Here is a 12,509-nt window from a genome sequence, read left to right as displayed (position 1 = left end):
AGCGTCGTACCAATCAGCCGTTCCTCAACCAGCCTGACGAAACATCGAGGCTAGGAGTCTGCCGCACAGCTGCGTGCTGGATGGCGCCGTTTGGTCCCAAACGACGCAAGTGCGGTCGTAGTTGTTGTCGTTTGGGACCAAACGGCACCTTCTGGCGACGCCGGTCGAGACGCGCTCATGCGGGCGCGGGTGGCTGCGGCGGCGCGGACGGCCCGTCGCCGCCCCGTCGCTTCAGGTAGCGCTCGAACTCACGCGCGATCGCCTCGCCCGAGGCCTCGGGCAGGTCCGCGGTGTCGCGGGTCTCCTCGAGGGAGCGCACGTAGTCGGCGACGTCCTCGTCCTCCTCGGCGAGCTCGTCGACCCCGCGCTCCCACGCCTTGGCGTCCTCAGCGAGGTCGTCGAGCGGGATCGAGACCTCGAGCAGGTCCTCGAGCTGCCCTAGCAACGCCAGCGTGGCCTTGGGGCACGGAGGCTGGGCGACGTAGTGCGGCACCGCCGCCCAGTAGGACACCGCCGGGATGTCGAGGCGTGCGCACGCGTCCTGGAAGACACCCACGATGCCGGTCGGGCCTTCGTAGGTGGACTGCTCGAGCTTGAGCCGGTCGACCAGCTCCGGCTCCGTCGCCGTACCCGTCACCGGGATGGGTCGGGTGTGCGGGGTGTCGGCCAGCAGGGCAGCGAGCGTCACCACGAGCTCACCGCCGAGCTCGTCGCAGGCCGCGAGCAGCTCGGCGCAGAACTGGCGCCACCGCATGTTGGGCTCGATCCCTCGGATCAGGATCACGTCGCGGTCCAGGTCGGGCGGTGAGGCGACGGCGATCTGCGTGCTGGGCCAGGTGAGTCGGCGATGCCCATGGTCGTCGGTCCCCACGATCGGTCGGTTGACCTGGAAGTCGTAGAACTCCTCGGGGTCGACCGCCGCGATCACGCGCGCGTTCCAGACCTCCATCAGGTGGTCGACCACCGAGGACGCGGCGTCAGCTGCGTCGTTCCACCCTTCGAAGGCCGCGATCACCAGCGGGTCGACCAGGTCCGGGGTGTCCTCCATCTCGATCACGATGGGAAGCCTAGAGGAGCCTGGGGCGTTGAGGATTTCACCCGCACCGCGCGCCGGTGTCACGATCTGAGAATCATGTCCACGACGTGGACGGCGCAGCTTGAGCTCGAAGCCCACCCCAGGAGACCCGTTGCCTGACTACCGCCCCGATGCCACTGCCGACCTGACCGCGCTCCTGAACGAGCGGATCGTGGTGCTCGACGGCGCCATGGGCACAGCGATCCAGCGCGACCGACCCTCCGAGCAGGGTTACCGCGGCGAGCGTTTCGCCGACTGGCCCAGCGACCTGCAGGGCAACAACGACCTGCTGACGCTGACGCAGCCGGAGATCATCGCCGGGATCCACCGCGAGTACCTCGAGGCCGGGGCCGACGTCATCGAGACCAACACGTTCAACGCCAACCGGATCTCGCTCGGCGACTACGGCATGGAGGACCTCGCCTACGAGCTCAACTACGAGGCCGCCCTGCTGGCCCGGCGCGTGTGCGACGAGGTGACCGCCGAGAACCCCACCAAGCCCCGGTACGTCGGCGGCGCTCTGGGGCCGACCACGCGCACGGCCTCGATCTCACCCGACGTCAACGACCCGGGCGCCCGCAACGTCTCGTGGGACCAGCTCGTGGAGGCGTACGTCGAGGCGGCCCGCGGGCTCGTCGACGGGGGCTCCGACCTGATCTTCATCGAGACGATCTTCGACACCCTCAACGCCAAGGCGGCGATCTTCGCGGTCCAGACCCTGTTCGAGGAGCTGGGCCGAACCTGGCCGCTGATCATCTCCGGCACGATCACCGACGCATCCGGCCGGACCCTGTCCGGTCAGGTCACCGAGGCGTTCTGGGACTCCGTGCGCCACGCCAGGCCGCTTGCCGTCGGTCTGAACTGCGCGCTGGGTGCCAAGGAGATGCGCCCCTACATCGCCGAGATGTCCCGGCTCGCGGACAGCTTCGTGTCCTGCTACCCCAACGCCGGTCTGCCCAACGCGTTCGGCGAGTACGACGAGTCGCCCGACGAGACCGCGGAGATGCTGCGCGAGTTCGCCTCCGCGGGCTTCGTGAACTTCGCCGGAGGCTGCTGCGGCACCACACCGGCTCACATCGCGGCGATCGCTGCCGCCGTGGCCGACCAGCCGCGGCGCGAGCGGGTCGCCGTACCTCCCGCGCTGCGGCTCTCCGGCCTCGAGCCGTTCACGGTCGACGAGGACAGTCTCTTCGTCAACGTGGGTGAGCGCACCAACATCACCGGGTCGGCGAAGTTCCGCAACCTGATCAAGGACGGCGACTACGACGCGGCCCTGGCCGTTGCCGCCCAGCAGGTCGAGAACGGCGCCCAGGTCATCGACGTCAACATGGACGAGGGGATGATCGACGGCGTCGCGGCGATGGACCGCTTCACCAAGCTCATCGCCTCCGAGCCAGACATCAGCCGGGTGCCGATCATGGTCGACTCCTCGAAGTGGGAGGTGATCGAGGCCGGCCTGAAGAACGTCCAGGGCAAGGCGATCGTCAACTCGATCTCCATGAAGGAGGGCGAGGACACCTTCCGCGAGCACGCCCGGCTGGTCAAGCAGTACGGCGCGGCTGCGGTCGTGATGGCCTTCGACGAGGACGGGCAGGCCGACAACCTCGAGCGCCGCAAGGCTATCTGCGAGCGCGCCTACCGGATCCTGGTCGACGAGGTCGACTTCGACCCCGAGGACATCATCTTCGACCCCAACGTCTTCGCCGTCGCGACCGGCATCGAGGAGCACGCCTCGTACGGCCTGGACTTCATCGAGGCCACCCGCTGGATCAAGGCAAACCTTCCGGGCGCGAAGGTCTCCGGCGGCATCTCCAACGTCAGCTTCTCGTTCCGGGGCAACAACCCGGTGCGCGAGGCGATCCACGCCGTCTTCCTGTTCCACGCCATCGAGGCCGGGCTCGACATGGGGATCGTCAACGCCGGTGCCCTCGTGGTCTACGACCAGGTCGAGCCCGAGCTGCGTGAGCGCATCGAGGACGTCGTCCTCAACCGGCGACCCGACGCGGCCGAGCGGCTGCTGGAGATCGCCGAGGAGCACAACAAGGCGGGCGAGGCCGTGGAGGCCACCGTCGAGGAGTGGCGCTCGCTGCCCGTGGGGGAGCGGATCACCCACGCCCTGGTCAAGGGCATCGACGCCTTCGCCGAGTCCGACACCGAGGAGCTGCGCCTGGAGATCGCCGAGCGCGGGGGCCGCCCGATCGAGGTCATCGAAGGCCCGTTGATGGACGGCATGAACGTCGTCGGCGACCTCTTCGGCGCCGGGAAGATGTTCCTCCCGCAGGTGGTGAAGTCGGCCCGGGTCATGAAGAAGGCTGTGGCCCACCTGATCCCGTTCATCGAGCAGGAGAAGCTCGACAACCCCGAATTCGCCACTGCCAAGGACACCAACGGCACGATCGTGATGGCGACGGTCAAGGGCGACGTGCACGACATCGGCAAGAACATCGTGGGCGTCGTGCTGCAGTGCAACAACTACGAGGTCATCGACCTCGGCGTGATGGTCCCGGCGCAGAAGATCCTCGACACTGCTGCGGAGGTGGGCGCCGACATCATCGGCCTCTCCGGTCTGATCACCCCGTCCCTGGACGAGATGGTCTCGCTGGCGACCGAGATGCAGCGCCAGGGACTCACGATTCCGCTGCTCATCGGAGGGGCCACCACGTCGAGGGCTCACACGGCCGTCAAGGTCGACCCGCGCTACGAGGGGCCTGTGGTCTGGGTCAAGGACGCCTCGCGCTCCGTGCCGACCGCGGCCGCACTGCTCCACGAGACCCGGCGCGAGTCCCTGCTCGCCGACATCAAGGTCGACTACGACTCCCTGCGGGCCCGGCACGCCAACAAGGGCGACCGCAAGCTGCTCAAGTACGACGCGGCCCGCGACAACGCCACCCCCGTCGACTGGACGTCGTACACGCCACCGGCGCCGGCGAGCCCCGGGGTGCATCTGCTCGACGACTACGACATCGCCGAGCTGCGCGACTACATCGACTGGCAGCCGTTCTTCAACGCCTGGGAGATGAAGGGGAAGTTCCCCGACATCCTCAACAGTCCCGCCACCGGAGAGACGGCCCGCAAGCTCTACGACGACGCCCAGGAGATGCTGGACACGATCGTGGCAGAGAAGTGGCTGACCGCGCGTGGGGTCTACGGGTTCTTCCCCGCGGCCGCCGACGGCGACGACACCGTGGTGTACGTCGATGACGAGCGCAGCGAGGTGCACGCGACGCTGCACCACCTGCGTCAGCAGGGCGAGCACCGCGAGGGCATCCCCAACCGGTCGCTGGCCGACTTCGTGGCCCCGGTCGACTCCGGCCTCGCCGACCACGTGGGCGGCTTCGCGGTCACTGCGGGGATCGGCCTTCCCGAGCGAGTCCAAGCCTTCAAGGACGACCTCGACGACTACAACGCCATCCTGCTCGAGTCGTTGGCAGACCGCCTGGCCGAGGCGTTCGCCGAGCGGCTGCACCAGCGGGTGCGCACCGAGTTCTGGGGCCACGTCTCCGACGAGGACCTCTCCAACGCCGACCTGATCGCCGAGAGGTACGACGGCATCCGCCCGGCCCCGGGCTACCCGGCCTGTCCCGACCACACCGAGAAGCTCACCTTGTGGGACCTGCTCGACGTCGAGGAGCAGACCGGGATCACCCTGACCGAGTCGATGGCGATGTGGCCCGGCGCCTCGGTGTCCGGGTGGTACTTCAGCCACCCGCAGTCGCAGTACTTCGTCGTCGGCCGCCTCGGTCGCGACCAGGTGGCGGCGTACGCCGAGCGCAAGGGCTGGACCCTGGTCGAGGCCGAGCGGTGGCTCTCACCCAACCTCGGCTACGAGCCCGAGGACTGAGGGCTGGTGGCTGAGTCGCGCCGTTTGGTCCCAAACGACGACATTTCGGGCGCCGATCGTGTCGTTTGGGACCAAACGGCGTCATCTCCGGCGCCGTCCCCGGCGGCCGTGCTGTGGGACATGGACGGCACTCTGGTCGACACCGAGCCCTACTGGATCGCCACCGAGTTCGAGCTCGCTGCCGAGTACGACGCGCACTGGTCCGAGGCTCTCGCCCTGCAGCTGGTGGGCAACGACCTGCTGACCTCCGGTCGCTTCATCCAGCAGCAGATGGGCCTGGCGCTGACGCCCGAGGAGATTGTCGAGCGCCTGCTGGACGGCGTCGTCGCCCGTCTCGCGGAGTCGGTGCCGTGGCGTCCCGGAGCCCGTGAGCTCCTCGCCGACCTGCGGGCCGCCGGTGTGCCCTGCGCGCTGGTGACCATGTCCTACGAGCGCTTCGCCGCCCCGATCGTCGCTGCCTTGCCGCCCGGGTCGTTCCAGACGGTGGTCACCGGAGACCGGGTCGAGCACGGCAAGCCCCACCCCGAGCCATACCTCACCGCTGCCGCAGAGCTCGGGGTCGATCCGTCTCGGTGTCTGGCCATCGAGGACTCCGACACCGGCTGCCGCTCCGCCGAGGCGGCAGGGTGCACGGTGCTCACGGTGCCGAACCACGTGCCGGTCCCGGGCGGAGGACGACGCGTGGTGCGCTCGAGCCTCCTGGGCCTTAGCGCCGACCGGCTCGGAGCCCTGGTGCTCTGAGCACCTCCCCAGTCGACGACGCCGGGGGGCGGCGACAGCCGGAAGATCTGCGTGCGTTCGAGCCGCTGAGCCCGCAGATGATGGCTCTTCGTTACCGAAGCGCAACACATTGCGGTGCTGACGGGATGGCCGCGCGCCGTCTGCAGCAGTAATGTGCCGAGAATTCGCCGGGCTCCGGGTGGTCCGGCCGCGAGGCATGAGGTGAGCTGTGCGAACGAGCAATCGTCGAGTACGTCGAGGAGTGGTTGCCGCTGTGGCGGCCTCCATCGCGTTGGCCGGGTGTGCCGAGAGCGATCGGGACGAGTCCGGAGGCAACGGTCCGTCGGGGGAGGGCTCGGGTGGCGGGACCTTCGTCTTCGCGGGTGCTGCCGACCCCACGTTGCTCGACCCCGCCTTCGCCTCGGACGGCGAGACGTTCCGGGTAGCGCGTCAGATCTTCGAAGGCCTCGTGGGCACCATGCCGGGCACCGCCGACCCCGCGCCGCTGCTCGCGACGGAGTGGGAGACCAGCGAGGACGGCCTGTCCCACACCTTCCAGCTGCGCGAGGGGGTCACCTTCCACGACGGCTCCGCCTTCGACGCCGAGGCCGTGTGCTTCAACTTCGACCGTTGGTACAACTTCCCCGAGAGCGCCCAGAGCGGCGACCTCGCCTACTACTACGGCGCACTCTTCCGGGGCTTCGCGACCGGCCCCGACTCCGATGCGGCCCTGTACGCCGGGTGTGAGGCCTCGAGTGAGAGCGAGGCCGTGATCACACTCAACGAGCCGTTCGCCGGATTCATCTCCGCGCTCTCGCTGCCGGCCTTCTCCATGCAGAGCCCCGCTGCCCTCGAGGAGTTCCAGGAGGACGGCGCCGCCAATGTGCTCACCACCGAGTACTCCACCGCGCACCCGACCGGCACCGGACCGTTCGTCTTCGACGAGTGGGATCGCGGCAACAGCGTCTCGCTCTCGCGCTACGACGACTACTGGGGCGACGTCGCCCTGGTCGACGAGGTGCGGATCGTCCCGATCTCGGACCCGAAGGCTCGCGCCACGGCGGTCGAGAACGGCGAGGTGGACGGCGCCGACCTGATCGGCCCGGCCGACATCGCTCCGCTCGAGGACGCCGGCATGCAGGTGCTGCCCCGTGATCCCTTCACCGTGCTCTACGTCGGCTTCAACCAGAAGCAGAAGCCCCTCGACGACCTGCGCGTGCGGCAGGCGATCGCCTACGCGATCGACAAGGAGGCCGTGGCCAGCGCGTCGCTGCCCGAGGGCACAGAGCTCGCCACGCAGTTCATGCCGCAGACCGTGGCCGGCTGGAACGACTCGGTCACCGAGTACGACTATGACCCGGACCGCGCGCGGGAGCTGCTCGCGGAGGCGGGCGCGGAGGGCGCCACCATCGAGTTCAACTACCCGACCGACGTCAGCCGTCCGTACATGCCCTCGCCCGCAGACACGTTCAACGTCGTGCGCTCGCAGCTGGAGGCCGTCGGTCTGAAGATCAAGCCCACCGCTGATGTCTGGAACCCCGACTACCTGGAGAAGATCCAGGGCTCGGCCAACCATGGCATCCACCTGCTGGGCTGGACCGGCGACTACAACGACACCGACAACTTCGTCGGAGTCTTCTTCGGGACCGCGACCGACGAGTGGGGCTTCGACAACTCCGACCTGTTCGCCAAGCTCCGCGAGGCGCGCCAGATCCCGACGGTCGAGGAGCAGATCCCGCTCTACGAGGAGATCAACGCCGACGTGATGGAGTTCCTCCCCGGCGTCCCGCTGGCGCACCCGGCTCCCTCGCTCGCCTTCGGCCCGAACGTCACCGGCTACGAGCCCAGCCCGGTCAACGACGAGGTCTGGAACGCCGTGTCGGTCGGCTGATCACGACCATGAGGGTGCGCCGGCCGTCTCCGGTCGGCGCACCCGTTCGCGCCCACGTCGTCCACGCTTTCGGGAGCTGAGATGCTGCGTTTCGCCCTGCGACGCCTGGCTCTGCTGGTGCCGGTGCTCCTCGGACTCTCCGTCCTTCTCTTCGTGTGGGTTCGCGCACTGCCGGGCGAGCCCGCCCGCTCGCTGCTCGGCCAGCGCGCAACCCCGGAGGGCATCGCCCGGGTCAACGAGGTCTACGGCTTCAACGATCCACTCCTGCAGCAGTACGGCTCCTACGTCTGGGCGCTGCTGCGGGGAGACTTCGGCTCGTCGATCAAGACGGGGCAACCGGTGCTGGAGAGCTTCATCGAGAAGTTCCCCGGCACCGTCGAGCTGGGCGTGGCCGCTCTGCTGTTCGCCGTCGTGCTGGGCATCCCACTCGGCTACTACGCGGCACGGCACCAGGGCAGGCTCCTGGACACCACCATCGTGTCGGGGTCGCTGATCGGAGTGGTGACGCCGGTGTTCTTCCTGGCCATCTTGCTCAAGCTCGTCTTCGCCAACTGGCTGGACCTGCTGCCCACGTCGCAGCGCCAGGACCCGCGCATCGACGCCACGCACATCACCAACTTCTACGTCCTCGACGGGCTCCTGACTCGCGAGTGGGACGCGGCCCTGGACGCGCTCACCCACCTGGTCCTGCCGGCCGTGGCGCTGGGCACCATTCCGTTGGCCATCATCGTGCGGATCACGCGTGCTGCGGTAGCCGACGTGCTCAACGAGGACTACGTCCGTACGGCGGAGAGCAAGGGGCTGAGCAGGATGCTGGTCTCGCGGCGACACATCCTGCGCAACGCGATGCTGCCGGTCATGACCACGATCGGTCTGCAGGCCGGACTGCTCTTCTCCGGTGCGGTGCTGACCGAGAGCGTCTTCGCCTGGAACGGCATCGGACGCTTCCTGTTCGACTCGATCGGGCAGCGCGACTACCCCGTGCTCCAGGGCTACATCCTGCTCATCGCCATCATCTACGCCCTGATCAATCTGACCGTGGACATGGCCTACGGAGTCGTCGACCCTCGAGTGCGTGTCTCGTGAGCGCGCCACTTCCTCCCGCGGGCGGGTCACCCGACGTCCTGGTCACCGCCGACGACGCACCCGGCGTCAGCCTGTGGCGTGCTGCCGGCTCCCGGCTGCGCCGCAACCCGACGGCCATCGTCGGCGCGGTCATCGTGCTGGCCTTCGTCGTCGTTGCCCTCGTCGCGCCGCTGCTGACGCCGTACCAGCCCGGCTCTGCCGAGTGGTCGGGGGACGTGACCCCGACGTCGGTGCCGGGCCCCAGCGACGACCACCTGCTCGGGCTCGACCGGTTCGGCTCCGACCTGTTCACCCAGCTCGTCTACGGCGCGCGCCAGTCGTTGGTCTACGGCGTGGTGGCGACGGCGATCGGCCTGGCCTTCGGTGCCGCGCTCGGGATCGTCTCCGGCGGCGCCATCGCCGTCGGTGGTCGCCCGGGCGTCTGGATCGACAACGTCGTGATGCGAGTCGTCGACATCATGCTCTCGGTGCCCAGCCTCCTGCTGGCCGTCAGCATCGCGGCCGTGCTGGGGCAGAACTCCTACGCCATCATGATCGCGATCGGAGCCGCTCAGGTGCCGATCTTCGCCAGGCTGCTGCGGGGATCGATGCTTGCGCAGGGTCGCTCCGACTACGTCCTGGCTGCCGAGGCGCTCGGGATCCGAAAGCGCAAGATCGTGATGAGTCACGTCCTGCCCAACTCGATCGGGCCCACTGTCGTGCAGGCCACCCTCAACCTCGCCACCGCCATCATCGAGGTGGCCGCGCTGTCCTTCCTGGGGCTGGGCCAGCCGGACCCTGCGGTCGCAGAGTGGGGACGGATGCTGGTGGCAGCCCAGGACCGCTTCGAGGCGGCGCCACAGCTGGCGCTGTTGCCCGGCGCGGCGATCGCCATCACCGCACTGGGGTTCACCTTGTTCGGTGAGGCCTTGCGCGAGGCACTCGACCCGAGGAGCAGACGATGAGCCGGGCACGGACCGCCACGAGACCGGACGAGCCACTGCTCTCGGTGCGTGACCTGAGCGTCCGCTTCGGGCTGCGCGGGCAGGAGAGCTTCGCCGCCGTCGACGAGGTGTCCTTCGACATCAACCCGGGGCAGCACCTGGCCATCGTGGGGGAGTCCGGCAGCGGCAAGTCGGTCACCGCGCTGGCCGTGATGGGCCTCCTGCCCTCGCGCGGGGTGCAGGTCAGCGGGGAGGTGCTCTACCGCGGCACCGACCTGCTCACCTGCGACCGTCGCGCGATGAGTCGGTTGCGGGGCAGCGAGATCGCCATGGTCTTCCAGGACCCGATGACGTCGCTCAACCCGGTGGTGACGATCGGCCGGCAGGTGGCCGAGGTGGTCCAACGCCACCTCAAGGTCTCGCGCTCGGAGGCCTTCGAGCGCGGGGTGGACCTGCTGACGCGGGTCGGCATCCCGGACGCAGGTCGCCGGATGAAGGAGTACCCGCATCAGCTCTCGGGCGGGATGCGGCAACGCGTGCTGATCGCCATCGGGCTGGCGTGCGAGCCCAAGCTCCTGATCGCCGACGAGCCGACGACGGCGCTCGACGTCACGATCCAGGCACAGGTGCTCGAGGTCCTCAAGGAGCTGGTGGCCGACACCGATGCGGCGCTGCTGATGATCACCCACGACCTCGGCGTCGTAGCCGGACTGTGCGACGACGTGCGGGTGATGTACTCGGGTCGGATCGTGGAGTCCGCCGATCGGGATCGCCTCTTCGCCGAGCCCCGCCACCCCTACACGGGAGGGCTGCTGCGCAGCATCCCGCGGCTGGACTCCCCGCGTGGACAACGGTTGACCCCGATCCCGGGCTCTCCCACCCAGACGATTCCGTGGGAGCAGGGGTGCGCCTTCGCCCCCCGGTGCGCGCACCGTGCTGATCAGTGCACCGACTCGGCCCCACCACTGGAGCAGTCCGAGGGTCGTGCGCTGCGATGCTTCCATCCGCTGACCGGGGCCGCGTCCCAGCAGGAGGCACCATGAGCGACCCTCTCGTCCAGGTGCGAGACCTCGAGGTGCACTTCCCCATCCGCCGCGGGCTGCTGTTCAGCCGTGAGGTCGGGGCGGTGCGCGCGGTGGACGGTGTGAGCCTCGACATCGACGCCGGCTCGACGTTGGGTCTCGTGGGGGAGTCCGGGTGCGGCAAGTCGACGCTCGGGCGCGCCATGCTGCGCCTCGCGCCGGTGACCCGGGGGAGCGTGCGGTTCGATGGCACCGACGTGGCGGGCCTGTCCGGCGAGCGGTTGCGCTCGATGCGCCAGAACATGCAGATGGTGTTCCAGGACCCCATGGCCAGCCTCAACCCACGCCAGAGCGTGGAGACGATCCTGACCGAGCCGCTGCGGGCCCACGGCATCCCCTACGACGCCACCCGGGTGCGCCGCCTCCTGGACCAGGTCGGTCTGCCGGCGTCTGCGGCGCGCAAGTACCCGCACGAGTTCTCGGGAGGTCAGCGGCAGCGGATCGGGATCGCCCGCGCCGTCGCCCTCGAGCCGCGGTTCGTGATCGCGGACGAGCCCGTCTCCGCCCTCGACGTCTCGATCCAGGCTCAGGTGCTGAACCTGCTCGACGACCTCCAGGAGGAGCTCGGGCTGACCTACCTGGTGATCGCCCACGACCTCGCGGTGGTGCGCCACATGGCCGACGAGGTCGCCGTCATGTATCTGGGAGGCATCGTCGAGCAGGCCGGTGCCGACGACCTCTACGCGAGCCCGACCCACCCCTACACGCGCTCGCTGATGTCAGCGGTGCCCGTGCCGGACCCCGCCGTCGAGGCGTCGCGGGAACGGATCATCCTCCAGGGCGACCTGCCCTCGCCGGCCAACCCGCCGAGCGGGTGCACGTTCCACACGCGCTGCCCGTTCCGGCAGGAGAGCCGGTGTCACGACGAACGCCCCGAGCTCCGGGAGGTCTTCCCCGGGCACCGGGTCGCGTGTCACTGGGCCGAGGAGATCTCGTCGGGCGCCATCGGCCCGCACGAGGTCGCGCTCACCGACCTGGAAGCGGACTGAGCGGGCGGGCCGCCTCGTCCTGGGACGGTTGGCCCGGCAGCGGTGGTGGCGTGCCGCCGAACTCCGGACACAGCGCCTGGTGGGCGCACCAGTCACACAGGCGACTGCGTCGGGGCTGCCACTCGCCCTGCTGACGCGCCTGCTCGATCGCGCGCCACACGGCCTCCACCTTGCGCTCGGTCGCCACGAGGTCCTGCTCGTCGGGTGCGTAGCGGAGGATCTCGCCGTTGCCGAGATAGACCAGCTGGAGCATCGCCGGCACGACGCCACGCATCCGCCACAGCACCAGGCCGTAGAACTTGAGCTGGAAGAGCGCCTTGGCCTCGAAACCCTCGCCCGGTGAGCGGCCGGTCTTGTAGTCGACGATCCGAATCGCGCCGTCGGGGGCGACGTCGACCCGGTCGACGATGCCCCGCAGCACGATGCGCGAGGCCAGCAACGACTCGACGTACAGCTCACGCTCGGCGGGCTCCAGGCGTCGTGGGTCCTCGAGGTCGAAGTAGGTGCTCAGCACCCGTTGGCACGACTCCAACCACGCCGCCAGGTCGGGGCCGTCGCCCTCGAACATCGTCATCACCTCGGGTGAGGCCTCCACCAACGCCTGCCACGTCGGGACGAGGAGGTCGGCCGCCTGGCGGGGCGTGCGCCCGGCGGCCGGGACGTCGAAGAGGTCCTCGAGCACCTTGTGCACCACCGTGCCACGCAGCGCGTCCGGGGAGGTCGGCTCGGGGAGCCGGTCGATGGTGCGGAACCGGTAGAGCAGCGGGCACTGGAGGAAGTCGCCGGCGCGGCTGGGCGAGAGGCTCCCGATCACGGTGGTCCCGTCGACCTCGATGCTCGGCACCACCGGACTCGTCATGCGACCAGCCTAGGTGTGGGCGCCGACGTTGCACGTGGGCCGG

Annotated in this window: 9 protein-coding genes; 7 read left to right on the top strand and 2 right to left on the bottom strand. The window is 69.2% G+C overall.

The genetic code is table 11. The features are described 5' to 3' along the window. Positions 1 to 175 precede the first annotated feature (175 nt). Positions 176 to 1,057: a PAC2 family protein gene (locus Q1K33_RS05665; RefSeq protein ID WP_300401540.1), complete on the bottom strand. Its 882-nt coding sequence runs from the start codon at positions 1,055 to 1,057 to the stop codon at positions 176 to 178. Positions 1,058 to 1,187: 130 nt separating this feature from the next. Between Q1K33_RS05665 and metH the strand changes: the two genes are divergently transcribed. The 7 genes from metH (at position 1,188) to Q1K33_RS05630 (ending at position 11,607) form a co-directional block, all read left to right on the top strand. Continuing rightward, positions 1,188 to 4,916 (top strand): methionine synthase, encoded by a 3,729-nt coding sequence (gene metH / locus Q1K33_RS05660; RefSeq protein ID WP_300401538.1) that lies wholly within the window; start codon positions 1,188 to 1,190, stop codon positions 4,914 to 4,916. 108 nt (positions 4,917 to 5,024) lie between these two features. Continuing rightward, a complete protein-coding gene (locus Q1K33_RS05655) occupies positions 5,025 to 5,657 on the top strand; it encodes an HAD family phosphatase (RefSeq protein ID WP_300401536.1) in 633 nt (210 codons plus the stop codon). Positions 5,658 to 5,910: 253 nt separating this feature from the next. Next, complete coding sequence (locus Q1K33_RS05650) at positions 5,911 to 7,527, top strand: ABC transporter substrate-binding protein (protein ID WP_300401534.1); 1,617 nt, start codon at positions 5,911 to 5,913, stop codon at positions 7,525 to 7,527. A gap of 81 nt (positions 7,528 to 7,608) precedes the next feature. Further along, a complete protein-coding gene (locus Q1K33_RS05645) occupies positions 7,609 to 8,613 on the top strand; it encodes an ABC transporter permease (protein WP_300401532.1) in 1,005 nt (334 codons plus the stop codon). Further along, positions 8,610 to 9,557, top strand: coding sequence for an ABC transporter permease (locus Q1K33_RS05640; RefSeq protein WP_300401530.1), 948 nt, complete (start codon positions 8,610 to 8,612; stop codon positions 9,555 to 9,557). Before Q1K33_RS05645 ends, Q1K33_RS05640 begins: the two co-directional genes overlap by 4 nt. Further along, complete coding sequence (locus Q1K33_RS05635; protein WP_300401528.1) at positions 9,554 to 10,579, top strand: ABC transporter ATP-binding protein; 1,026 nt, start codon at positions 9,554 to 9,556, stop codon at positions 10,577 to 10,579. Before Q1K33_RS05640 ends, Q1K33_RS05635 begins: the two co-directional genes overlap by 4 nt. Continuing rightward, positions 10,576 to 11,607, top strand: coding sequence for an oligopeptide/dipeptide ABC transporter ATP-binding protein (locus Q1K33_RS05630; protein WP_300401526.1), 1,032 nt, complete (start codon positions 10,576 to 10,578; stop codon positions 11,605 to 11,607). Before Q1K33_RS05635 ends, Q1K33_RS05630 begins: the two co-directional genes overlap by 4 nt. On the opposite strand, the gene Q1K33_RS05625 is transcribed toward Q1K33_RS05630, so the two are convergent. Further along, complete coding sequence (locus tag Q1K33_RS05625) at positions 11,585 to 12,466, bottom strand: PD-(D/E)XK nuclease family protein (RefSeq protein ID WP_300401524.1); 882 nt, start codon at positions 12,464 to 12,466, stop codon at positions 11,585 to 11,587. The genes Q1K33_RS05630 and Q1K33_RS05625 overlap by 23 nt on opposite strands. Between the last annotated feature and the right edge of the window lie 43 nt (positions 12,467 to 12,509).

Origin of the sequence: Nocardioides sp., from assembly GCF_029937575.1 — a bacterium.
Taxonomy (GTDB): domain Bacteria; phylum Actinomycetota; class Actinomycetes; order Propionibacteriales; family Nocardioidaceae; genus Nocardioides.
Note: the sequence above shows the minus strand (reverse complement) of the source record. Positions and strands in the feature narration are given on the sequence as shown.

What these genes read in the sequence shown, in the direction of transcription:
- Q1K33_RS05645 (WP_300401532.1), top strand. Translation starts at nt 7,609, where the DNA reads ATGCTGCGTTTCGCCCTGCGACGCCTGGCTCTGCTGGTGCCGGTGCTC.
- Q1K33_RS05635 (WP_300401528.1), top strand. Translation starts at nt 9,554, where the DNA reads ATGAGCCGGGCACGGACCGCCACGAGACCGGACGAGCCACTGCTCTCG.
- Q1K33_RS05630 (WP_300401526.1), top strand. Translation starts at nt 10,576, where the DNA reads ATGAGCGACCCTCTCGTCCAGGTGCGAGACCTCGAGGTGCACTTCCCC.
- Q1K33_RS05625 (WP_300401524.1), bottom strand. Translation starts at nt 12,466, where the DNA reads ATGACGAGTCCGGTGGTGCCGAGCATCGAGGTCGACGGGACCACCGTG.